Raw genomic sequence first — 22,916 nt, 5'->3', positions numbered from 1 at the left:
TGTATCCAATAGAAAAATACCATTTTTTTTATCGTTTAAACACATCAATATAAACATAAAGTTCTGTTCACAGAAGATGTACCTGAGTAATCCTGCAAAGGTAAAACAAAAAAATTGTCCTTCCATCTGAAAAAACATGAGAATAAAAATTTCATTTTGATAAAGATATAATATAAAATTCTATCCTTATTATAAACCAGCAAATGTGGTAATAGTCTATATGAAAGGGAGATCTAAAAAGGGAAATAATCTTTAAAAGATTCTGTCGAGAAATTTAATAAAATTTCTCTATACTATGCAAAAAACCGCATGGCAACAAACTATATACTAACATAATATAAGCAGAATCTATGAGATTATGCGGATATTTGGTCATTCTTTTTTTTATTACCCTAGTGTCTGCTCAGGTACCTAATACAGACACATTGAATTCTGATGGTAATATTACTAATAATGTAGAAGAAGTCACAAATCCCGTGTTTATACCGGATTCTGGTACTAAACTACTTCAATCAGGTCAATATAATGAGGCTGTTCTATATTATAATACTCAAATTCAACAGAATCCCAAAGATTTACACTCGTTGATAAACAAGGGTCTAGCATTGAATGCCCTAAAAAGGTATGAGGAATCTCTTCAGTCATTTGACCTTGTATTAATGGAAGAACCGGAAAATACTGCTGCACTTAATAATAAAGCACTTGTCTTGACAACTCTGGGAAGAAATGAAGAGGCACTATCGTATTTTAATCAGGCATTAGAGATAGAACCTGATTCGATTGATATATTAGATGATAAAGGTTTTACATTATGTGTAATGGGAAAACATTCTGAAGCTCTCCAGATATTTCAGAAAGTAATTCAATTGAATCCCTACTACATAGAAGCATGGAATAATAATGGTCTTTGCTTACTTGAACTAGGTAGATATGATGAAGCTGATACTATGTTTAATGAAGCAATCCTGTTGGATCCAGATGATCCGGTTTATTGGAATAATAAAGGATTAGCTCTCTTTAATGCTGGAAAAACTAAAGATGCCCTCTCTGCATATGAAATGGCAGTACGAATACATACGATTTCTCATCATGAAAATGATGAAATAGGTTCAAATTATGAACAATCTATGCGAGATGATGCAATTTCAAATGAAATCTCTAAACTATCCCGGAATAATCCATTAGATGCCAAGTTATGGGTAGATCTCTGTTTACTATATTCATCTTACAATGAAAAAAATGAAGCACAGGCAGCGTATGAACGAGCGGTACAACTCGATCCGTCATTAGTTGATAAAATTCCAGGTTTTTCCCCTCTTTCTGCTGATTCAGGGAACAAAGAACCACAAATTGGTGGCAATACCACCGGTTTGGATAAAGATTCTCAAATAAATAATCCTGTTGAACAAAAAGTGACCGGTACAGTTAAGTATTTTATGGAACAACAGGGTTGGAAAATAACCCTACCTGGAACAATTAGTGGAGTACTGTCTCCAGATACCGGTACCATACAAATAAATTCCACTGATACTGTGATATCATATGGTGGGATGAAATACCCTGTCACTATGAAAATTGAAGGGACTTTTCAATAAAAATAAACTTCTCTTTTTCAGATTTGTAGAATTGGGGTGTTAAATTAGGATGTATTGAGTATTCCATTTTATATCTCAACAATTACCTTCTGATCACTTCGTTTTTCCTCTTTTGATTCTATGAAAAGGGCTAACACCGATCCACCTACCAGGATTATTGCAGCCACAATAAAAATCGTATGATATGCCAGAATCTGTGCATCCAGGCTGATAAGCCCGGTAACTGTTTTCATAACCTCCGGAGTATGCTGATAAATACTCGAATATCTGGAGAGGTCAATGACATTGTCTTCTATTGAGTTATTGAGAATGGTAGTAAACAGGGCGATTCCAAACGCTCCTGCAATGTTTCTGACCAGTGCAAGCACTGCAGATGCACTCCCGATCTCTTCTGGAGGAACCAGGGATGTGATTGCAACGGTTCGCTGTGCCATTCCAAGCCCCATTCCAAGTGCCATTACACTAAAAGGGATGATCACATCCCATGTACTTGATCGTGGATCCAGTCCGGTGAAAAGATAAATCCCGAATGCAGCAAAGAGTGTGCTTGCGGCAATCACGTATCTTGTCTGTACCTTTCCGATAAAAGATGAGCCGTATAAAGCTCCAACAATCATGAAACAGGCAAACGGGATAAACTGTAGTCCGGTCTCCGTTGCAGTGTATCCGAGAAATGTCTGGTCAAATACCGGAATTAAAAAAATGACTCCCATCATACACATAAAGACCACGAAATTGTTGCCAAGGGTATGTGTGAATGAAGGGATTCTCAGATACCTGAAATCGATGACCGGTTCAGGATGTCGTGAATCGATCAGGTAGAATATGTATAGAAACACCCCTGAAAGAGCAAAACTGAGGAGTATGGGAAGTGATGTCCATCCCCAGTCATACCCTCTGTCAAGACCAAGCACGAGAAGTGCAAGTGCCACTCCTAGACTTGAGGCTCCGTACCAGTCAAAGTTCTCACTGCGTTGATCAGACATGGATTCAGGAATATAAGTGAGAGCCATGATAATTCCGATAATGCCTATCGGGAGATTTATTAAAAATACGGATCTCCATCCAAAATTATCGATTAATGGACCACCGATCAGGGGACCGAAGACTGCAGAAGCTGCAAATGCTGAAGACCAGATACCAAGAGCCTTCCCCCGCTCTTTTCGATCACTAAAGGTTATTGTAAGGATTGCCATGGCGGTTGGGTAGTCAGCAGAACTGGCAATCGCCTGGATTACCCTGAATACAATCATTGATCCAAGATCCCAGGCAAACCCGGCCAGAATTGATCCAAAGATGAAAATCCCGAATCCCCAGAGATACACCCGTTTTCTTCCCCTGGTATCTCCGAGTTTTCCCCAGATCGGCACAAACACTGCGTTTGCAAGGATATATGCGGTGGATATCCACCCGGCATCTGAAGTGGTGATTGCAAAATCATCCATGATCTTGGGAACAGCTAGGGAGACGATTGTCTGATCCATCCTGCCCAGAAATGTTCCAATGATCACGGTGAGAAGGATCATCCATTTCAGACGATCATATCCACTCATAATAACCTCCATGAAACTGGTTCTGGCTCAGGAGATCTGATGACGAGTTTTTCATAAAAAGGTTACCTGATAATCCAGAGTTTTGCTGACATGCCTGGTTTCAGGTCCGGGTATTCGTCTACATCATACTCTACAGTGACTTCAAACTCCTGTTCCTGGCGTTTGTCAGATATACTAAAGACAATGTCACCTTGCCGAGCGATAGGGGCCACCTTTTCCACTGTGCCATAAAACGTTTCAGATGGAAAAGCATCAACAGTGAACCGTGCCTGCTGTCCGGGATTAATATCCTTCAATCCTTTGTCTTCTTTAATTCTGCCAACGATCCGGAGTTTTTCTTTGTCTATCATTGAGATGACAGGAGTCTGTGTGCCCACTACCATTCCGGGTGTGTCTTCTATTTTTGTGATTATCCCTGCGACTTTTGAATGGATTGCCACATTGTTAACTCTCGCAAGTTCCTGGTTTCGCCTGACAATATCTCCCTCGGTGACATAGATCTTTTCAAGAACTCCTACATTTGTCGGGCTTATAGTGATAACCGGTGCTGTAATTGTGCTATCCTCGATATAGACTGTGCTCTGGATCTCGTAATAGACGAGAACTCCACAGATCACAGCGAGTACCAGGAAGAGAATGACTCCTTTCCAGAACAACCGGTGGTGCCTGATCTTCTGGAGAAGGTTTTTTCTGGAATTCTCTTCACCTGGTGAAGATGGATCTGGCTGATTCACAATTTCATCCTGTACGGCCATGTCATCCACCCATTATTTCCTGACTAGATCTGATGAATTCCGTCCTGAATTGAATTTTCGGGCTATTAAAATAACTACCCCGATTAACACAACAAGACCGATGATGATTCCGATCAGGGTTATGGGATCACCAAAAATTCCGGGCTTTTTCTGCTTTTGAAATGGATTCAGTTCGGGATGTGAAAGATTAATAGTAGTTGTATCAGAGCATGAATCTCCTTCAATGTCTTTGTAATTGATTGTGAGAGGGAATGTTTCTCCAGGGCATGTGAGTGATATCTTGAAATTTGTTGATTCATCTGGCTCCAAGTTTCCAACTACGTACGTCGGGCTTGGATCGATAGATGAGGCTGGTGATCCTACAGACAGGATGATACTGTGTGCAAATTCAAGTCCGTTGTTTACGATATTCCCCTTCAAGGTGTAATAATCACCGGATTTGATAACCTCAAGATCGCTGACGATAGGTTCAGCACGAATATTTCTAACTCCTGTCTCAACCGGAACCTCCAGGCTGACCATGTGTTTATTGTTGCCATTCTTGTATGACGCATCTACTGTAAGATTAGTTTCAGTGTGAGGAGTAATCTCAAGGGTTACATTTTTTTGACCATTAGGCTCAAGCCTTCCTACAAAAACCGATGACTGGGTTGATGTAATCCCGTCTCCTTTTGGAGTAATAATTACTCCATCAATACTGTCTTTCCTGGGATTTCCTATTGTCAGATGTATCTGGTCCTTGCGATCTGTTGTATATGTATCTGGTGAGTCGATGACTGATACCTGGGGTTCAGAGTTCTCTACAGTTACCGGTATGTAATAACGCAGGGAGCCTGATCCCATGAAATCAAGATAAAACTTGAGGTAATAGGTCCCATCTTCATGATCAGCTTTTATTGAAAAAGCGAATTTCATATTATTCCCGGGACCGAGAGTCCCAACTGAGTCATATGTCTGATCATTGAGAACAGTCAGGTCCTCACAGGATAGTTCAGCCCGCCGTATTGCCACACTCTGGTTTCCGGTATTTCTGATTTGAATGACGATATTTCCTATGTCACCCTGCATGAGAACCTCAGGGTCAAGAGTGACATTCTGGACTGATATCTGGGCAGCTTCATGGTCAACCGGCGTTTCAAGTGCAGATGATGGAGTAATTCCTGCCATCAAAGCACACATGAGAATGATGATGAGATAGGTCTGGTTCATGATACACCTGGGCGATTGCTAAGTCAGATGCGATGCATAGTGTCGGAAGCAACTTATAAAATAGTGTTGTAACTATTAGAGTAACATATGTCAAATCTCATTGAAAATCTAGTAAAACTTGGTCTCAAGGAATATGAAGCGAAAATCTATGTTGCACTTGTGGGAATCAGGGAAGCAAATGCCCGGACGATCCATGAGATCAGCGGGGTGCCACGTCCCCGTGTGTATGACATTCTCAATGAGCTTACAGCAAAAGGATTTGTCGAAGTCAGAGAGGGTAGTCCTCTGTTTTACCGGTCTGTTCCTCCTGATATCGTAATCCCAAAACTTCAAAATGAACTAAATCATGCTGCAGAAGAGAGCATCGCGATACTTGAGACTCTTTCGATACAGAAAGATGAAGAATATGTACCTCTCTGGCATGTGAAGGGTGACTGGAGTATCAAGCGGCATTTCAACCTTCTTATAGAGCGAATGACTGGTAATTTATCAATTCTTGTCCTGGATCAGGAAGTTCCGGGAAGGTATCATACACAGATTAAAGAAGCAGTAAAAAAAGGTGAGGTAAGTCTCCTTTTCAAACCAGGCATATCATATTCAGGTCCCCGGATTCCTGGTGTTGTCTATTATAAAATAGACAAACTAAACGATTTTTTCCGTGAAAATATTTTTGAAAAGGCGTATTCCAGTCCTCTCATAAGGAAAGACCAGGTCTTTACCCTTGAATGTCTGATGATTTCAGAGAATACCGAGGTGATGAATATCTATTCCGTTAACGGAGAACGGATGGCAATTATAAATACACTACCCATCAGCCTCTATCTGCAGAATATGACCTTTGATATGATGATATCAGGAGCACTAAAAACTATGGAAGATGGTGATGATCTTCACATGACAGAGAATTGATTTTTTTTTACTGGCCCAGGTCCCGGAGCATTCTTGGGATGTCAAGCCATATGATGAGATCAGTTTTTTCAGACTCCCGATCTCCCTGTTTTTGTTTAATAATGCCAAGAATATATGATGTATCATCCTTGTCACAGGTTTTCTGATCAATCTGGGATGTTGTTACTGACATTACCGTGGTTACATCATCCACGAGAATTCCGGTCTTTCCCTTGGTTACAGAACTATCAATTACAATGATTCGTGACTGCTCCTGATTCTTTTTGTGAGCAGAAATCCCCATCTTTTCCTTAAGATCGATGATTGTGGTTATTTCTCCCCTGAGATCAATTATCCCTTTAATATATCTGGCACTCCCCGGGAGCGGGGTAATCCGGGTATATTCAACAATCTCTCTCACATCGAAAAGATTGATGGCAAACTGATCTTCTTCAAGAAGAAATTCCACCACCTGGATCTCATCGCCTGACTGGGATGAAATTGAATGAATCGGAGCAGGAGCTCCTGCTTCTGCTACTGCCATAGTATCAGGCTACCTTGAATTTCGTCATCTCGCCAGAGATATTTTCAACAATCCGGACAACCCCTCCCATGATTCTGCCAACCTCATCAATAGATGCACTTGCCTCTTCTGTCGCTGCTGCAGCATCCCCGGCTTCACGTGAAGTATTTTGCACAAGGTTTGCAACCTCCTGGATGCTGGCGGTAACCTCTTCAACCGAAGCAGCCTGTTCTTCAGATGCAGATGCCACCTCAACAATATTCTGGTTAATCTCTTCAATGGTATCGGCAATTTTATTGAATGCGGTCAAAGTCTGCTCTAACGCTGAACTTCCTTCTTTTACTGCAGTTGTCGATTTTCCCATAGCCTGTGTTGCCTGGTTTGCTTTCGTCTGGAGAGTTGCGATCATATCTGCAATGTTTTCCGCAGATTTACGTGAATCCTGGGCAAGAGATTTGACTTCTGCTGCAACAACAGCAAACCCTCTTCCAGCTTCACCAGCACGTGCCGCTTCAATAGCTGCATTGAGAGCGAGTAAATTTGTCTGATTTGCAATATCTGAAATTAAACGAACGATTTTTCCTATTTCATCCATCTGGGAATTAATTCCGTTTACAATAGAATCAACTTCATTTGTTGAAGTTGTAATATCTCCCATTGCCTTTTCAGACTGCTTTGCAAGAGTGATTCCCCCTTTTGCAAGTGAATTTGTCTCATTAGACGCTGCTGACACAGATTCGGTTTTTTGTGAAACTGCCGCCACAGTCTCATTGAGATCTTCCATTGCTTTCAGAACCTGCACAATTCCGTCACCTCCCTGATCAGCATTCTGGCTGACCTTTCCGGTATTTGCAGCAATCTGATGTGCTCCGGCCAGAACTTCCTCAATACTTGCATTAGCTTCTTCTGCACTTGATGCCAGGTCACTTACACTCTTGTTGATGAGTGATATCGCTTCTGAAATCTGAATGCCAATATTATTTAATTCTGTTTTAAACTGAATCCAGTCACCTTTTATCTCTATCTTTGGATCGAAGTGTGCAGTAAAGTTGTATTTTGCATAATTACTAGCAACATTCATCGATTCAATAATTGGAACGTTTATGGAATCAAGGGTCTTATTCATTCCTTCAATGATTTCTCTGTAACTACCCTCATGAACTGAAGAATCAGATCTAAATTTGAGATCCCCGGCTATCGCAGCATTTGCAATAGCGTTTGAATCCTCAACAAGATGAGTAATGGCTTTGCGGGCAGTATCTATGGCCTTTCCAATTTTTACAAACTCTTCTCTTGCAGATGATGAGTACTCATCTGCATCAAGGATTTTTACATTAAATGTTGTATCCCCTTTTGCAAGAGAACTAATATTGCTTTGGACCCCCTCGACCGACTTATTCAGGTACTGTACCAGTGATCGTATTGCGGTCATATCAGAGAATATTTCGATGAACCGGATTACCGTGCCCTTTTGATCCATAATTGGGATGTATACATAGTCGAGATGCCTGATCCCTGCAGGTGTATCAGAAATAACTCTTCCTCTTACCGGTTGTTTTGTTTGTAAAGCATCCCTTATGGTCTGACCTTCACGTTCGATAACCTTTAGATCGGATAGTTTCATCCGGGTGATCTCTTCATGACTATATCCAAGCATCTTTGAGCACGCAGGATTTGTCTCAGTTATTCGCATATCCGTGTCCATCATCATAATAGCATGAGGATTTTCCCGTATGAAAGACTCTATTTCATTTACATATGCTACCTGGTCTGATACGTCGATATACATCGCAACAATGCTTGTCACAGCATCATTGGCATCTAGAACCGGGATATACGTATAGTCAAGAGTTTTTACGGCCCATTCAAAGTCAACTATCATTCTCCCTTTAGATGCCTGTTTGGAAGATACGACTTCGGAAATGGAGGGACCATCTCTTTTTATACAGTTCAAATCTCGCCCATTCATTGTGAGCAACTTCTCTTCAGATATGTGAGATACCTCAAGGAATGCCTTGTTTACTGATAGAATATTCCCTTGTATATCCAGAGACATGATGGATGCAGGATTTTCTTTAATCAGGGAATTAGATTCAGTAATTTTCTCAATCAGAGATGTGACGTCTGCAAAAATATCAAAGACTTTGGTGACCCTTCCAGCTTTGTCAAATATTGGAATGTAGGTATATTCCAAATGTCTGATTCCAGCGGGAAAGAGGCATGTAATCTTTCCGCCCATGGCTTTTTTATTGTTTATGGCATCTGCAGCAGTTGCACCTACGCGATCAGTAGATTTGAATTCTTTGTGCTGCATCCGGGTTGCCTGGCCATGAGAAAACCCTGATATATTACAAAATGCAGGGTTTACATCCAACACTGCCATTTCCGGACTAAGTGTCATAATCGCATGAGGATTCTCGCCAAGAAAGGATTCCATCTCATCCAGGCGGGAAACTTGCTCTGTGACGTCAATATACATCGCTACCAGACTGGTCACGGTTTCATTTGCATCACGGACAGGAATATATGTAAAATCAAGGGTTCTTACACTCCATCCAAAATCAACCACCAGCATCCCTTTAGATATTTCTTTTTTACTTAAAATTTCAGATAATGGCAGACCCTCCCGACTGATAATGTTAAACTCCTGTAACTTCATTGAGAGAAGTTTTTCCTCTGACAAATGTGAGATTGCAATAAATGATGGATTAACGGATAGGATCTTTCCATTTGGTTCAACTGTCAGAATCGACGCCGGATTCGCTTTTATCAGACTCTCTGATTCGTTGATTTTTTCTACAAGTGATGTGACGTCCGCAAAAATATCGAAGACCTTTGTGACTCTTCCTGCTTTGTCAAATATTGGAATGTAGGTATATTCCAGATGTCTGATTCCTGCCGGAAAGAGGCACGTAATCTTCCCGCCCATGGCTTTCTTATTGTTAATGGCATCTGCAGCAGTTGCACCTACGCGATCTGTAGATTTGAATTCTTTATGCTGCATTCGAATTGCCTGGTCATGTGAATATCCGGATATCTTACAAAACGCTGGATTTACATCCATGACTGCCATGTCTGGGTTGAGAGTCATAATAGCGTGAGGATTCTCACTAAGAAATGAATCCATCTCATTCATTCGACTGTCCTGGTCAGTCACATCTACAAACATCCCTATGAGTCCGGTAACTTCATCTCTTGCATCAAACACTGGTATGTAGGTAAAGTCAAGAATTCGTACACTCCAATCGAAGTCAACCACCATTTTCCCTTTGGAAGGTTTTCCTGAAGAAATTACCTCTGATATTGACTGGCCTACCCTCTCAAGTATTTTAAACTCTTTGACATTCATTAAGAGGATTTTTTCCTGAGATATATGTGAAAAATCTAAGAATGCCTGGTTATATGCCTGTATTCTTCCATTCAAATCAAGAGACAATATTGCAGCAGGGTTTTCTTTTATGAGGGTATTTGACTCATTAATTTTCGAGTCCAATTTGGTCCTGTCAGCAAAAATTGCATAAATATATAATATTGCTCCATCCGCATCAAATATTGGAATATATGAATACTCCATTGAAGTGATACCATTTGGGAAATCTGCAACATAATTACCTTTCAATGTTGACTTGGCTTTGATTGCATCAAGAGGAGTTGGACCCTCTCTCTTGAGAACATTGAAGTCACCTGCTGATCTTCCAATCCATTCCTCTCTCTTGTACCCAGTAATCTGCAAAAAGGCTGGGTTGACATCTGCAATGGTAAGATCAGGATTTAATTTGATCAAGGCATATGGATTTTCATCGATAAGAGCCTGGTTTTCTTCCACTCTCACCTGACCACTTATATCTGCAATAGTTGCTAAGAGACATTCTTCACCAACATAGGCAATTTTGCTCAAGATTACTTTTGCTGGAAATATCTTGCCATCAAGGGTCTGATGATCAAAATAAAAATTGGCTAATCCAGATTGGTGTGCATCTTGAATATGTTTCTTTGCTTCTGTCTCTGAATCATTACCATTTCGTTGTTTTTGAGGCGACAATACTCCTGGAGGCTTCCCAATAAGGTTATCACGGCTGGATGCACAAAATATGCTGAGTGCTGTCTTGTTACAATCAATAAAAAGTCCGTTTGATCCAATAACAAATACTGCAAAGGGTATAGAGTCGTATAATGTCTGAAGAGACTCTAGTTCTTTCGAGGTTGCAGGAAGGGCTGATATACTCATAGTTTCACCGCATTCATTCTCTCTGGGCTGAACAGATAAAATGAAAGTTAATTGACCTCTCTGGTTTTTTCTATAAGTATTGATTGAATGCGGTTACCCCTACCCCTACAAATAAATATTACCATTCTTGGAAATCAACATGGACCATGCTGAAGACCTTATCATCAAGTCACTCTATGGTCAACACCGGGCACTCATGATCAAGGAGATAGCACAAATATGCGGATTGGACCGCCATACTGTTAGCAGACGATTGGACCGTATGGAGATTCTTGGACAGGTAAGAAAATTAGAGATAGGAAATTCAAAGCGATACTTTTTGAACAATACACTATCAACCAATAATCTTATTGATGTCTGTTCAGATCTGATACTTGTTATCAATGATAAATGGCGAATCCAGTATATTAATAAATCAGCTCAGAAATTATGCAATCTTCTCGATCATCCGATTATTGGTGAACGGGTTGATGATCTCAAATTGGAACTATTTTCGTCCCATCCCGTAATTGAGGGTCTAAAAAAATTTGATTATCAGAATATTTCAAAAATTGAATTATCGTATGATGTTCGTGGAATTGAAAGGTATTATGAAGTATCAATAATGAGTATTCCTTTTAAACCTGGGTTCATGTCAACCGTCATTTGTGCTGTCGATATTACAGAAAAGGTAAATTTAAAAAAACAACTTCTTGCAAGTGAAGAGCGATTCCGTTCTTTGTTTGAGTTTGCTCCGGTTGCAATCAACGAGGAGGACTGGTCAAAAGTAAAGGAATATCTGGATAATTTAACAAGAAACGGAGTTTTGGATCTGAACCTGTACTTACAGAATAATCCCGATATGTTGATTGAATGCATTTCTTGTATACAAATATTACGCACAAATGCATTGAGTAGAATATATTATCAAAAAGCGATGAATATGCCTTTGTCAGTTAAAATGGATTTGATCCCATATTTATCGCAAGATAGTTACGATGCTCTAAGAATGGTTATTCTCTCTATGTATAATAAAATACCATCTCATCGGTATGAGATATTTGTGAATAATCGCGGAGGAAAAAGCCAGTATTTTTTGATCCAATCAAAGGTAATTAAAAACGATATATCAGATCTGTCCAGGGTTTTTACCGTGTTCCAGGATATTACCGATTTTAAATTATTACAATCTGAATTAGTTCAAAAACAGGAGATAATGTTCACAATTCTTGAAGAATTAATCCAGGAAAACTATACACTTAAAGAAAAGTTTAACTTTTTTCATTAGTCTTCATTCTCCGATTCTGTGCCTGGATACCTCAGTTACGCATCTTCAATATATGATGAGATACCGGTTTACTCCTCCTCCCAGTAATGTTTTCTTAAAAAGGATCTTACCTTCTCAGATTCCATAAGGCCTTTGTCTAACTTATCCACAATTTCATCAATTTTGTGAATATGTTTTTCAAACTCTACAAATTGGTCATTATCTAGATCAGAGGATAATGTTAAAAGGATGGTTAACGGGTTGCGTATCTGGTCGTTCAGGATTGAAAAATATTCAATATTTTTTTCAATCTGTGTAAATGCCTGCCTTATTAACGCTTCATCAGTTTTTTTTGCCCTTATGTCCCGTGCACAGAGGAGAAACAACGTATGACCACGATATTTAAAGGAACTCATGAAGACCTCCACAATAATCCGGGTCTGATCTTTTGCCAGTAATTCCTTTTCAAAAGACCCTTCTCCACCCTGTGTGAGGACCTGTTCACCGAATTGCTTCATATCCAGATTACAATCTGCACACATTATCTCCATTATATTCATAGAGATGAGTTCGGTCTGGGAAAACCCCAGAAGACTGGTTACCGCTGAATTGGTATCAATGATCGTTCCATCATTCCTGCACCAGATCATGAGATCATTCATATGATCGAGAGAATACCTCGTTTGGAGAAGTTTTTCATTCATTATTACCCGTTCGGTAATATCTCTCCCTACTGACTGGTATTCAATAATTTCATCTTGTTCATTGAATATGGCACGGTCTGCCCATTCCTGCCATCTGAACTGCTCGCCTGGAAGCAAAGACTTGTGTATTGTAGTCTTTACCGGGTATTCCTTTGTTATCGATGCATAGTGGTCAGAACGAGTTTTACGTTCTGATTGAGAGATCATTTCCTTAACTTTAATTCCTTTGTAATTATTGGAATCAATCCTGAAATACTTACAAAACGCCTGGTTTGCAAATATTAGTTCGCCATTTGGTTTATACCGGCATATCAGTTCAGTTTGATCTTCCACAACATCATGATATTGTTTTTGGGCGATCTCCAGTTCAGCTTGTTTTTTCTCAAGTAATGAAAAATTACTTCGCATTTCATTCTCGATAGCAGTCAGTTCCTCATATGCAACTTCAACCTCGATTTTTTTTGTGGTTAATTCAGCCTGATCCTGCTGATTAATTTCAAGTTCTCTTGATATTGTGGCTATTTTTTCTTTTAACGCTTCAGAATATTTGTAATTCCTGATTAAAATGACAATGACGCATATAATGAGGAATCCGAAAATGGTACTAATGATAAATAATAATTCCTTATTCATTATTGATGGAACCGGGACATGTACTGTCCACTCCTTATCTTCTTCTATTGGTGTAAGATATTGAGTTTTGGAGAGGGTTGAACTGATATCAGAGCGTGGTATTGGCTGATTATACACAAGTGAGATGATGGTCATCCCGGTAACGATAAGAATTATACATGTAACAAGAATAATTGATACTTTAACAAATTTCATCGGTTAAATCCAGAATTTATTATTTCTTAATGACAATCTCATGTGTCTGTATATGTATCTACAGACCAATTATGTAATTATAATAGTAAGTAAACGTTCCGGGTTATACAGAACGTTTAGTATTTACAATATAATGGGTGACCTATGAATATTTTAGATTTTATCAGTTCTTTGAACAGTAACCGTAATTGTATTTTCAGCTCCCTCTACCGGCTTTCCTGCCAGATCAATCCCTTGTGAAATGATCGTATACCGTCCTGGTTTATCTGTCATCCTGAACTCATGACCGAACTCGAAGATTGAGTTGAACCGATCAGAAGATCCCTGGTTAAATAACCGCGAAAGATTTACACTCCGGGTTGAGTTATATACATCATTTCCGTCTTCATCGCGGATCAGATATGTTACATGTGCAATCCGGTTGTTGATTGTGTACCTGTGTGGGATGTTTGTTTCGTTGACTGAAGACTGAATCGGCTTTGTCACCCCATACAGCATAAAAACATCACCTGAAGGAACCGTTATTCCATCGGAGAGGTTATAGTCAACCTGCATGAGAGTTGTGTTGTTCCATGGATCAAAGGTATTTTCATGCTCTGGGAAGTCTGACTGATACATTTCTGCCCTGGTAAATGCCATCCTATTACCCTCCTGGAATGATGTGAGGGTTCCGGTTACATTCACCCTCGTTCCGGTACCTGAATCAATATAGGTGAGGTATGGCTCACCGATATCATATAATAAAAATGTCGTATTCCTGTTGTCTTCGAGTCCGTATTTGAGTATTGTAGATAGTTCTACTCCGTATGTTGTGCTCTTCTCATTAATGTTATAGAGAATCAGTGAATTGTTGGCCACTACTGGTGTATCAATTACCGTTCCATTCTGATCATTGATGGATTCAATCGCATTGTTCGGGTTCCATCGTTTTGGAATAGAATACCCGGTGTTATTATACCCTGGAAACAGGAAATATCCCGGGAACCAGTCACGATCGATCCTGAGATGGTGAATCCCTGCATACGATATTCTGTTCTGCAGGTTAACCGGAGGACGATCTGTCCCGAACAATGAATCAGTCAGACCAAATGTGATATTCTTTTCCACAGTCTGCCCTGAAAGGTTTCCTGAAAGACCTGTTACTTTAATGGTGTAATTTCCAGCAGTGAGATCTTCCAGAGGATCTCCGTTATTGTCACGGTATGTTGTATCAAAGTCTTTGGTAACTCCTCCAAGAATCATGCCCAGATAGTAATCGTTGGTCACAACAAGTTTATTGGAAGGATCATACAACCCCCCGGGTTCTTTCACCAGGTCTGCGACCATTTTGTTGCCCCAGTCCAGCCCTTCAGAATAATTCGTTTCTATCGAACTCATGGGAGTTGTACCTGAACTGGGATCAACATGACTCTCAAGGAGACGTACCCGCTCTCCATCAGCATTGTCACCTTTCATCACTTCAATTCTGATATCTCCCGGATATTCTAGGCGGTCTGGGAAAACGCCATACACATAGAAGTCACGCTTCTCTCCAAAATTCGTCTCATTATCGCTCGGCTGGGTAATCACCAGTGATTGTGGTGTGTCGTCAGTGGCATCTGCCACTGCACATACCGCCGGCAGAAAACAGATGATGAGAATGATAACTGTCAATATCTGAAACGAGAACAGGTGCTTCATACGAAATGTTTCGTGATTATTTTATTAATGACTGACCTGATGGGTGTTTGGTTCACGGGTGTTGGCAGGGGATTTCATTATATTCATACAAATCACACTGGTATGAATAGTGTGATCTGTGAGTTGAACAATTCAGATGTATGAAGATGAGAGTTGTGGAGATGGAAAACACATCTTCGGAACAGTAAAAGTTGGAGAGCGTGGCCAGATTGTCATTCCAAAGAATGCACGGGAATTATTCGGGATTAGTCCCGGAGATACCCTGATGGTTCTTGGTGATGAGAAGCGTGGCATTGCTCTTGTAAAAGCCGATAAATTTCGTGCACTTGCAGCAAAGATGTTGCAGATGTTCGAAGAAAAAACCGATGAGGGGGAGTAATATGCAGATATGTGTTCTGAACGGAAGTCCGAAAGGAGAAACGAGTGTCACCATGCAGTATGTCAGGTTTCTTGAACTGGCAAATCCTGATCATTCCTTTGTCACTCGTCACATCAGTAGAAAGATAGTCGCAATTGAGAAGAAACCAGAGGAGTGGGAAGAGATCTGTTCAGCCATCAGGAGTGCAGATTTGATCCTCTGGGCTACACCGGTGTACTTCCAGCATGTCCCCGCCCAGTATAAACGGTTTATCGAGCTCCTGTTAGAGCGAAATACCCGGGATCTGTTTGCAGGAAAATATGCAGCTTCTCTCAGTACCTCTGTCCACTTCTTTGATCAGAAGGTCCACGAGTATCTCCAGGGAATCAGCGAAGATCTTGGAATGAATTATGCAGGTTCGTTTTCTGCAGCGATGAACGATCTTTTTGAAGAGAAGAACCAACATCAACTGGTACTTTTTGGTATGGATATTCTCTCGGCCTGCAATGAGAAGAGACCGGAGCTTCCAGCGTACCCTCCACTTCCTACTGGATCGGCAAAATATACTCCTGGCACCATCAGCCCTGTTGAAACCCATGGGAAACAGGTGTTGATCCTCCATGATGCAGGACCGGGATCAAATCTTGAGGCAATGGTCAGGCAAATGACTTGTGCATTTCCTGATGCAAAGTCCGTACACCTTAATGAAACCGGGATGAAAGGTGGATGCCTGGGTTGTTGTCAGTGTGCATTTGATAATCATTGCGTGTACTCTGACGGATTCTGTTCATTCTGGAAGAGCCAGGTTGAGCAGGCAGACATCATTATCTATGCCGGATCTGTCAGGGATCGCTATCTCTCGGCTTCCTGGAAGCAGTTCTTTGACCGGAGTTTTTTCCTTGGGCATGTTCCCAGGTTTGAAAATAAACAACAGGTACTCATGGTCGAAGGCCCGCTTGCCAGGGTTCCGGGGCTCAGAGAGAACCTTACCAGTCTTCTTGGCGGAGGTAACCTCGTAGATATCATCACAGATGAACCTAAGAATCCGGATTTTATCGATGAATGCATCAGGTCAGTAGTAGAACGGGCAGTACAGGCCTCACTTGATGGCTATAAAAAACCCCCAATGTTTCCCGCGGTTGCTGGGCATATCGTGCTCAGGGATGCCGTATGGGGAGATCTGAGACCAATCTTCAGAGCAGATCACCGGTACTACAAAAAACATGGTCTCTATGATTTCCCCCAGTATCAATACAGGAAGCGATTATCGCGATTCTTCTTCTCTCTGATGATGGGCTTTGGGCCGGTTCAGAAGAAAGTGAAACCGATGATGTCAAAACATATGGTCCAATCTTATGCCAGGATCTTTTCCGAGAGTAAGGTGCTGAAAGAGGCTCAGCGCCCCTAATACTTGGAATTAACCTGAAACATCCCCTTTGTGAAGGTATCAGTCAGAAAGGAAAGATTGCCCGGATTTACAGGATATGGGCTGATAGGCCGGAATATACCCGTTCAAATCCAGTCTGGTTGAATCTTTCATGTATCACCGATCAGGGCGTGGAGCACTGTGTTCCATGACTCCCTCACCTGATCCTGGGGAAGCCCGACTTTTCTCCTGAACTGGAGCCCGATAAACAGTGCAAGAAGAGCATTTGAAACAATATAGGGATCCATTTTATCCTTGCAAGCCGGAATCCGTTTTTCAATATGGATTGCCATCCGCTCCAGTATCCTCTCGTGAAGTCTGCCTATCTCGTGAAACAGGTCGGGATCAATGCCGGTAGCATTGAAGATCTCCAAAAAAATGGTAAATTTATCTCCATACAATTCGTGAACATGATCAAAAAATCCGCCATCAGGTGATGTATCACTTGAAGCCAGAGATGATTCAAGAGCGTTGCCCACCTCCTCGATTAGATTCTGCAATGTTGCCATAAGCAGGTCCTTTTTATCTTTGAAGTAAAGGTACAATGTCGGGCGTGACATACCAGCCTCGGCAGCGATATCACCCATATTCACATTTTTGTATCCCTTTTCGAGTATGAGACGTGTTGCGATCTGGAGTATCTGTTTTCGTGACTCTTCCTTATAGTCGGGCAAAACCCGTGGCATACCCAGTAATTTATATTCTGAATGTAATAATGACACGGGTGTCAGTAATGTATATGTATGATGCTGACACATGTGTCATTTATGTTGACACGCGTGTCAGAACAGATCCAGGGCTCCGGGAGATTCCTGCATAAAACCAGAACACGGTTCATAAGAACAGGACCAGCTTCAATATTCATCTGCCTGCTATTCCTCTCATTATTCTGTGGATTCTGCTTGGCCAGTGAACCTACCATTGTTATTACGGGATACCAGGTTCAGCCCGAGGTAATCATGCCCGGGGGATCTGCACTTATCACGGCTACCGTCTCCAACACCGCGAAAGCCGCCTCTACAACATTAAAAACCGGGAGTGAAACGATGGAATCAGTCACAGAAACCAAAGAGATCAATGCCTATATCGATGATGTTGAACTCTTTGGAAACGGTCTTGAGGTTATATCAGGTGACTATCGGCGGGTTGGTGAAGTTGGGCCCGGGCAGTCTATCCCGCTCACTTTCCTCGTTAAAGCTCCACAGAAGACCGGGATCTACTTCCCAGAACTCCATATCGCTACGCAGGGAGGGCGGAGCCTGAAATATCCGATACCGGTAAATGTCAACGATGACCGGCTCGTACAAAAGAGTCCGGCTCTGATCATCAACAAAGTTCTCCCTGACCATGTTGTGCCAGGCCAGAAACTGACAGGAAAATTAGTCATCAAGAACACCGGTGAGACTGCGGCTAATGAGGTCATTCTGAATTTAAGTTCAGAAAGCAGGGAGGTATCACTTGCAAGTCCTGGTTCCATTCACATTGGCAGGCTTGGTCCGGGAGATGAGATCCCTGTTGATATTACCATACTGACAAGCAGGGAGGTAACCGAAGGAATTCATCCGGTTCAATGTCATATCAGGTTTAACACTGCATCCGGCCGTATCATTGAGCAGAAAGAGGAGATTCCTGTCAGGGTTACCGGAGAACATGAGTTATCAATATCTACAGTATCCACCGATCCGGTAAGAGTCCAGGAAGGTGCCCAGTTTAGCCTGATCGTCAGGATTGAAAATACAGGAACCGGTGATGCGGATGGGGTAAGGGCCAGGATTGAGACAGGACTTAATGGAACAAAAGAGGCATTTGTTGGAAAGATAGAGCCGGATAATGATGCACCTGCGGTTTTTTACATTCAGCATGCACCAGCCGGTGATATCCCGGTTCCTATCTCTATCTACACCAGGAATAGTACTGATGTACTCAATGATACAATAGAGATCACGGTATCAAAAAAACCTGACTTCCCGGTTCTTCCTGTCCTGGGGATCATCATTATTCTCGGTGGCGTGGTTTTCCTGTGGAAACGCAAGAGGAACACTGAATGAAGAAGGTGTCCATACCCTTCTACCTGGCATCCCGGGCCATCAGACGGGGAAACAAGGGAACTCTCGTGTTAACCATTCTGGTCGTAGCCATGTCGTTTGTACTCATGGTCTTTCTTCCATCACTGGTTGGTGGGATTACCAGTGCATACACAAAACAGGTTACAGATTACCAGTATGGAAACCTTGTCATTGATCCCGATGATGATAACACGTTCATTGCTGATACCCATGAGAAGATCAGGATGATAAAAAAAATCCCGGGTGTTGCTGCTGCAAGTTCACGTGCATCGGTCAGTACTTCTCTTGAATCTGATACCCGGACTCTTTCACGCGGGATTGTTGCCATCATTCCGACAGATGACCGGGAGGTGATCAACCTTGTAGGAAAGATGACAGAAGGGCGGTATCTTTCAGACGGGGACACTGACACCATTCTGATGGGAAGCATTCTTGCAGGACACGAAGACGAGAGTAAAGACAAGATGGAGTCACTTGGCGGTGTTCATACCGGTGACAGTCTGGATGTGACATTTGTTAACGGTGTTATCAAAAAGATGACAGTCAGCGGGGTATTTGAAACCGGGTTCTTCAGTACTGATTCGCAGGCATTTATCACCAGAAAAGAGATGACTGAAGTCCTTGGTCAAAGCGATCGATCATCCACAATCCTCGTCTCCCTTACGCCCGGAACTGATCCTGATGAGGGAAAGAATCGGTTGCTTGAGTATGGCATAAGGGATAAAGTGAAAACCAGCGCTCAGAAGGGGGAAGGAATGATTGGAGACGCGATCAAGAGTTTCAACCTTCTGAGTATGATCATGGTTGTCTTCTCGCTTGTTATCGCGAGTATTGTCATCTTCATCATTATCTATATCAACACGATCAACCAGCGGAGACAGATTGGAATTCTCAAGGCAGTAGGAATTCCGGAGCGGGATATCATCAGGGATTACCTGATCCAGGTATTATTCATCTTTTGTTCAGGTGCCTTGCTTGGATTTTGTATCTTTACCTGTATCAGGGAGTATCTCAAGGCTTCACCACTTCAGTTTCCGGCTGGTTTCGTGTATCCGATGATGGATCTCACGATAATCCTGCCGTCGTTCTTGGCTCTTGGAATTGTTTCAATTGTCGCTGGCCTGATTCCAGCGTACCGGACGGCAAATCGCGATATTCTGGAGTTGGTGAATGGATGATCGTCAAGACTGGAGACCTGACAAAGACATACCACATGGGTAATGTCCAGGTCCACGCACTCCGAGGTGTATCTACCGGAATTGAAAAGGGCGAATTCGTCGGGATTATGGGGCCGAGTGGGAGCGGAAAATCAACGTTTCTCCACCAAGTCGGCCTTCTTGACACCCCGAGTTCAGGAACGATATGTATCAATGGACAGGAGACATCGTTGATGACTTCAGAACAAAAGGCCCGTTTTCGTCTGGATCAGATGGGGTATGTCTTCCAGGATTATGCCCTTATTGAAGACTTGACAGTGCTTGAAAATGTGGCTATTCCGGGACTTGGTCTCGGTCGTGACTATCATGAGGTCATGGAGATAGCCGGTGGGCTAGTTGATGACGTCGGGCTCGGAGGCAGGGCCGATCACCTCAGGAAGGAATTATCAGGCGGACAGCAACAAAGGGTTGCTATAGCACGTTCACTGATGAACAGTCCTGCGATTGTGTTTGCAGATGAACCATGTGCAAACCTGGATACTGAGTCATCTCAAACCATTCTCAAACTTTTCAGGCATCTCAACGAAGAGAAGAATCAGACTGTGGTTATGGTATCACATGAACCATGGCACACCGAATTTTTCGACCGAATCATTCTGTTCAGGGACGGAAGAATTGAGAAAAAAAGTGAATAGTGTATAACATTTTTTTTGAAATATTCGAAGAGAAACGGAGATTAATTCTGAACGTACTATCTATAATCGCTTCATAGTTTTAAGCAAACGTTCTGAATTGTTCCAGAATGTTTTGCATCATCCCATAATTAGGTTCAATTATACAATATGAACGAATAATCAGTTAATGGGGAATAAGAGAATGAACGGTAGACACTCCCCAATATCTATATTTATTGAAACAATACGAGTTGATGTAGGTTTACATCACTCTCTTGAATTATTTACCGTCAGTTGAACCGTAAAATTTCCAGGTGTATAATATGTATGTGATGGATTTTGACTTGTTGAACTGTTTCCATCTCCAAAATTCCAAAGCCAGCCGGTTGGATCACCTGTAGATGCGTCATGAAACTGTATGGATAATGGATTGACTACAGTTCCGGGAATCCCAAAAAACCTGGCTTGTAAAGGTGTGTATACTGATTTTACAGCCTGATAAGCATTAACTCTCCCTCCGGTAATGCATGTACCTGTTAATGATGATCTGGTATCTACAGTATTCATGATGGTGGTTTTCATCTGTGACACAGTTAGCGAGGAGTTTGCTGACTTCATCAGGGCAGCAATACCCGAAACCATGGGGGTTGCCATTGAGGTACCTGATTTAAAGGAATATGTACTTCCTTTTAGTGTACTGTAGATATAGTCTCCAGGGGCTGCGACATCTACTGTAGTACTTCCATAATTAGAGAAGTATGCCAAGTTATCATTCCAGTCGGTTGCTGCAACTGAAACGATATTGCTGGAATCGTAACATGAAGGGTATTGAGGATCGGAATCTGTATTTACTCCATCATTTCCTGCAGCACAGACAACCAATGCACCGGAATTTTCAATTGCATACTTTAGAGATGAACTATATGAACCTCCTCCCCATGAATTTGATATAATTGAGGCACCTTTTCCTTTTGCGTAATTTATTGCCTCTATTGCATCGCTGGTATAACCATAGCCTGAAGAATCAAGGAATTTACATGGCAGAATCGTTACATTCCAGCATACTCCTGCAACTCCTTTTCCATTGTTTCCAATAGCTCCTATTGTACCTGCACAATGGGTTCCATGGCCATTATCATCGGTCTGTCCTGCAGTATCAGTAATAAAGTTGTATCCAGAAAGAACATTTCCTGAAAGATCGGGGTGATCTGTCTGAACTCCTGTATCCACCACTGCTACAATGACATTTGATGATCCTGTAGAATATGACCATGCTTCAGGTGCATCAACATCATCGTCTGTTGTTCCGCTCAAAGAACCATAAAATGCCTGTCCGGTGTTATGCATCCCATATAACCGGTAAAAATAGGTATCATTTGGAATTATACTGCTTGATACAGAATTATCTCCTGAGCTAGCCTCCTGAGCGGATATACTCAAATTATTCGTGTTTACCGGCTCTGGATCGATTATATGAACGATATAATCTGGTTCAGCATATTCAATAAGTGGATTCTGTTCATACTGGGTAATTGCATCTGATACTGATTTGTTACCTGAAAGCTCCACTACCTGAAGTCCAGAAATACCTAATTCAGTATCATTTTTAATGATATTTGCTCCTATTGCGCTGTTTACACTTTCTGATACTGGTTCAACAGATCCAAGGGCAGAAATTACATTACTCCGGTACTTGACGATTACCCGATCTGATGCATAAGAGGAATTTGTAGTATTCGCTGGTATAGTGTTGTTAATGCTGATATTACTGGTTCCGGTTTGATTAAGAACTCCTGCTGTGGGCCATATGGCAAATTGAATAAATAATAAAAAAATAAAAAGAACATTTGTATATGCGATCCAGTTTGGTTTCATAATCTCGAATACACTTCAATTGTTGTTGTTTTTAGTTTATATGATGAATTATATATCTCGGATATAATCATTCTCTTGAAGTCAGTACTCCGTTCTCTCTGATTACTCAATCCTATAGTTCATAACTCCCGAAAATCAAAGAATCATTAGG

The 22,916-nt window shown here is 41.5% G+C and carries 17 protein-coding genes; 8 read left to right on the top strand and 9 right to left on the bottom strand.

Annotated features, from left to right (window positions below; translation table 11 throughout):
* Positions 1 to 350 precede the first annotated feature (350 nt).
* Positions 351 to 1,595: a tetratricopeptide repeat protein gene (locus DK846_RS15040; RefSeq protein ID WP_109969822.1), complete on the top strand. Its 1,245-nt coding sequence runs from the start codon at positions 351 to 353 to the stop codon at positions 1,593 to 1,595.
* 68 nt (positions 1,596 to 1,663) lie between these two features.
* Here DK846_RS15040 and DK846_RS15035 read toward each other — a convergent pair whose 3' ends face one another.
* The 3 genes from DK846_RS15035 to DK846_RS15025 all read right to left on the bottom strand — a co-directional run bounded on the left by DK846_RS15035 (position 1,664) and on the right by DK846_RS15025 (position 5,112).
* Positions 1,664 to 3,148: an MFS transporter gene (locus DK846_RS15035; RefSeq protein WP_181391817.1), complete on the bottom strand. Its 1,485-nt coding sequence runs from the start codon at positions 3,146 to 3,148 to the stop codon at positions 1,664 to 1,666.
* Between the two features lie 62 nt (positions 3,149 to 3,210).
* Positions 3,211 to 3,903, bottom strand: a complete 693-nt coding sequence (locus DK846_RS15030; protein WP_109969820.1) for an HlyD family secretion protein — start codon at positions 3,901 to 3,903, stop codon at positions 3,211 to 3,213.
* 12 nt (positions 3,904 to 3,915) lie between these two features.
* Complete coding sequence (locus DK846_RS15025) at positions 3,916 to 5,112, bottom strand: COG1361 family protein (RefSeq protein ID WP_109969819.1); 1,197 nt, start codon at positions 5,110 to 5,112, stop codon at positions 3,916 to 3,918.
* Between the two features lie 87 nt (positions 5,113 to 5,199).
* Between DK846_RS15025 and DK846_RS15020 the strand changes: the two genes are divergently transcribed.
* The gene (locus DK846_RS15020) at positions 5,200 to 6,021 is read left to right on the top strand and encodes a TrmB family transcriptional regulator (RefSeq protein ID WP_109969818.1); all 822 of its coding nucleotides are present in this window, start codon (positions 5,200 to 5,202) and stop codon (positions 6,019 to 6,021) included.
* 7 nt (positions 6,022 to 6,028) lie between these two features.
* On the opposite strand, the gene DK846_RS15015 is transcribed toward DK846_RS15020, so the two are convergent.
* Together DK846_RS15015 and DK846_RS15010 are read right to left on the bottom strand one after the other, a co-directional pair.
* The gene (locus tag DK846_RS15015) at positions 6,029 to 6,544 is read right to left on the bottom strand and encodes a chemotaxis protein CheW (protein WP_109969817.1); all 516 of its coding nucleotides are present in this window, start codon (positions 6,542 to 6,544) and stop codon (positions 6,029 to 6,031) included.
* A gap of 4 nt (positions 6,545 to 6,548) precedes the next feature.
* Positions 6,549 to 10,751: a PAS domain-containing protein gene (locus DK846_RS15010; RefSeq protein WP_109969816.1), complete on the bottom strand. Its 4,203-nt coding sequence runs from the start codon at positions 10,749 to 10,751 to the stop codon at positions 6,549 to 6,551.
* Between the two features lie 139 nt (positions 10,752 to 10,890).
* On the opposite strand from DK846_RS15010, the gene DK846_RS15005 reads away from it, so the two are divergent.
* Positions 10,891 to 12,018 (top strand): MarR family transcriptional regulator, encoded by a 1,128-nt coding sequence (locus tag DK846_RS15005; RefSeq protein ID WP_109969815.1) that lies wholly within the window; start codon positions 10,891 to 10,893, stop codon positions 12,016 to 12,018.
* Between the two features lie 68 nt (positions 12,019 to 12,086).
* Here the strand turns inward: DK846_RS15005 and DK846_RS15000 are convergent, their stop codons facing one another.
* Both DK846_RS15000 and DK846_RS14995 read right to left on the bottom strand, forming a co-directional pair.
* Entirely contained in the window at positions 12,087 to 13,529 is a 1,443-nt protein-coding gene (locus DK846_RS15000; RefSeq protein WP_109969814.1) for a PAS domain-containing protein, read from the bottom strand.
* A 153-nt stretch (positions 13,530 to 13,682) separates the two neighbouring features.
* Positions 13,683 to 15,209, bottom strand: coding sequence for a hypothetical protein (locus tag DK846_RS14995; RefSeq protein WP_109969813.1), 1,527 nt, complete (start codon positions 15,207 to 15,209; stop codon positions 13,683 to 13,685).
* Between the two features lie 136 nt (positions 15,210 to 15,345).
* Between DK846_RS14995 and DK846_RS14990 the strand changes: the two genes are divergently transcribed.
* Positions 15,346 to 15,588, top strand: coding sequence for an AbrB/MazE/SpoVT family DNA-binding domain-containing protein (locus DK846_RS14990; RefSeq protein ID WP_109969812.1), 243 nt, complete (start codon positions 15,346 to 15,348; stop codon positions 15,586 to 15,588).
* Between the two features lies 1 nt (position 15,589).
* Positions 15,590 to 16,975, top strand: coding sequence for an NAD(P)H-dependent oxidoreductase (locus tag DK846_RS14985; protein WP_181391816.1), 1,386 nt, complete (start codon positions 15,590 to 15,592; stop codon positions 16,973 to 16,975).
* A 128-nt stretch (positions 16,976 to 17,103) separates the two neighbouring features.
* Here the strand turns inward: DK846_RS14985 and DK846_RS14980 are convergent, their stop codons facing one another.
* A complete protein-coding gene (locus tag DK846_RS14980; protein WP_181391815.1) occupies positions 17,104 to 17,679 on the bottom strand; it encodes a TetR/AcrR family transcriptional regulator in 576 nt (191 codons plus the stop codon).
* 81 nt (positions 17,680 to 17,760) lie between these two features.
* Here DK846_RS14980 and DK846_RS14975 point away from each other — a divergent pair, with 81 nt between their 5' ends.
* Genes DK846_RS14975 through DK846_RS14965 form a run of 3 tightly spaced genes read left to right on the top strand, consistent with a single transcriptional unit; the run spans position 17,761 to position 20,911 of the window.
* On the top strand, positions 17,761 to 19,041 hold the full coding sequence (locus DK846_RS14975) for a COG1361 S-layer family protein (protein ID WP_181391814.1): 1,281 nt from the start codon (positions 17,761 to 17,763) through the stop codon (positions 19,039 to 19,041).
* Positions 19,038 to 20,237: an ABC transporter permease gene (locus DK846_RS14970; RefSeq protein WP_109969808.1), complete on the top strand. Its 1,200-nt coding sequence runs from the start codon at positions 19,038 to 19,040 to the stop codon at positions 20,235 to 20,237. The genes DK846_RS14975 and DK846_RS14970 overlap by 4 nt, the downstream gene beginning before the upstream one ends.
* The gene (locus tag DK846_RS14965) at positions 20,234 to 20,911 is read left to right on the top strand and encodes an ABC transporter ATP-binding protein (protein ID WP_342769674.1); all 678 of its coding nucleotides are present in this window, start codon (positions 20,234 to 20,236) and stop codon (positions 20,909 to 20,911) included. Before DK846_RS14970 ends, DK846_RS14965 begins: the two co-directional genes overlap by 4 nt.
* A gap of 246 nt (positions 20,912 to 21,157) precedes the next feature.
* On the opposite strand, the gene DK846_RS14960 is transcribed toward DK846_RS14965, so the two are convergent.
* Complete coding sequence (locus tag DK846_RS14960) at positions 21,158 to 22,765, bottom strand: S8 family serine peptidase (protein ID WP_109969807.1); 1,608 nt, start codon at positions 22,763 to 22,765, stop codon at positions 21,158 to 21,160.
* Positions 22,766 to 22,916: the final 151 nt, after the last annotated feature.

The sequence above is a fragment of the Methanospirillum lacunae genome, assembly GCF_003173355.1.
In the GTDB taxonomy this organism is placed as follows: Archaea; Halobacteriota; Methanomicrobia; order Methanomicrobiales; family Methanospirillaceae; genus Methanospirillum; species Methanospirillum lacunae.
Note: the sequence above shows the minus strand (reverse complement) of the source record. Positions and strands in the feature narration are given on the sequence as shown.

Bases quoted from the DNA above. Each gene is read 5' to 3' on its own strand.
- DK846_RS15040 (WP_109969822.1), top strand. From the start codon at position 351: ATGAGATTATGCGGATATTTGGTCATTCTTTTTTTTATTACCCTAGTG.
- DK846_RS15035 (WP_181391817.1), bottom strand. From the start codon at position 3,148: ATGAGTGGATATGATCGTCTGAAATGGATGATCCTTCTCACCGTGATC.
- DK846_RS15030 (WP_109969820.1), bottom strand. From the start codon at position 3,903: ATGGCCGTACAGGATGAAATTGTGAATCAGCCAGATCCATCTTCACCA.
- DK846_RS15025 (WP_109969819.1), bottom strand. From the start codon at position 5,112: ATGAACCAGACCTATCTCATCATCATTCTCATGTGTGCTTTGATGGCA.
- DK846_RS15020 (WP_109969818.1), top strand. From the start codon at position 5,200: ATGTCAAATCTCATTGAAAATCTAGTAAAACTTGGTCTCAAGGAATAT.
- DK846_RS15015 (WP_109969817.1), bottom strand. From the start codon at position 6,544: ATGGCAGTAGCAGAAGCAGGAGCTCCTGCTCCGATTCATTCAATTTCA.
- DK846_RS15010 (WP_109969816.1), bottom strand. From the start codon at position 10,751: ATGAGTATATCAGCCCTTCCTGCAACCTCGAAAGAACTAGAGTCTCTT.
- DK846_RS15005 (WP_109969815.1), top strand. From the start codon at position 10,891: ATGGACCATGCTGAAGACCTTATCATCAAGTCACTCTATGGTCAACAC.
- DK846_RS15000 (WP_109969814.1), bottom strand. From the start codon at position 13,529: ATGAAATTTGTTAAAGTATCAATTATTCTTGTTACATGTATAATTCTT.
- DK846_RS14995 (WP_109969813.1), bottom strand. From the start codon at position 15,209: ATGAAGCACCTGTTCTCGTTTCAGATATTGACAGTTATCATTCTCATC.
- DK846_RS14990 (WP_109969812.1), top strand. From the start codon at position 15,346: ATGTATGAAGATGAGAGTTGTGGAGATGGAAAACACATCTTCGGAACA.
- DK846_RS14985 (WP_181391816.1), top strand. From the start codon at position 15,590: ATGCAGATATGTGTTCTGAACGGAAGTCCGAAAGGAGAAACGAGTGTC.
- DK846_RS14980 (WP_181391815.1), bottom strand. From the start codon at position 17,679: ATGCCACGGGTTTTGCCCGACTATAAGGAAGAGTCACGAAAACAGATA.
- DK846_RS14975 (WP_181391814.1), top strand. From the start codon at position 17,761: ATGTTGACACGCGTGTCAGAACAGATCCAGGGCTCCGGGAGATTCCTG.
- DK846_RS14970 (WP_109969808.1), top strand. From the start codon at position 19,038: ATGAAGAAGGTGTCCATACCCTTCTACCTGGCATCCCGGGCCATCAGA.
- DK846_RS14965 (WP_342769674.1), top strand. From the start codon at position 20,234: ATGATCGTCAAGACTGGAGACCTGACAAAGACATACCACATGGGTAAT.
- DK846_RS14960 (WP_109969807.1), bottom strand. From the start codon at position 22,765: ATGAAACCAAACTGGATCGCATATACAAATGTTCTTTTTATTTTTTTA.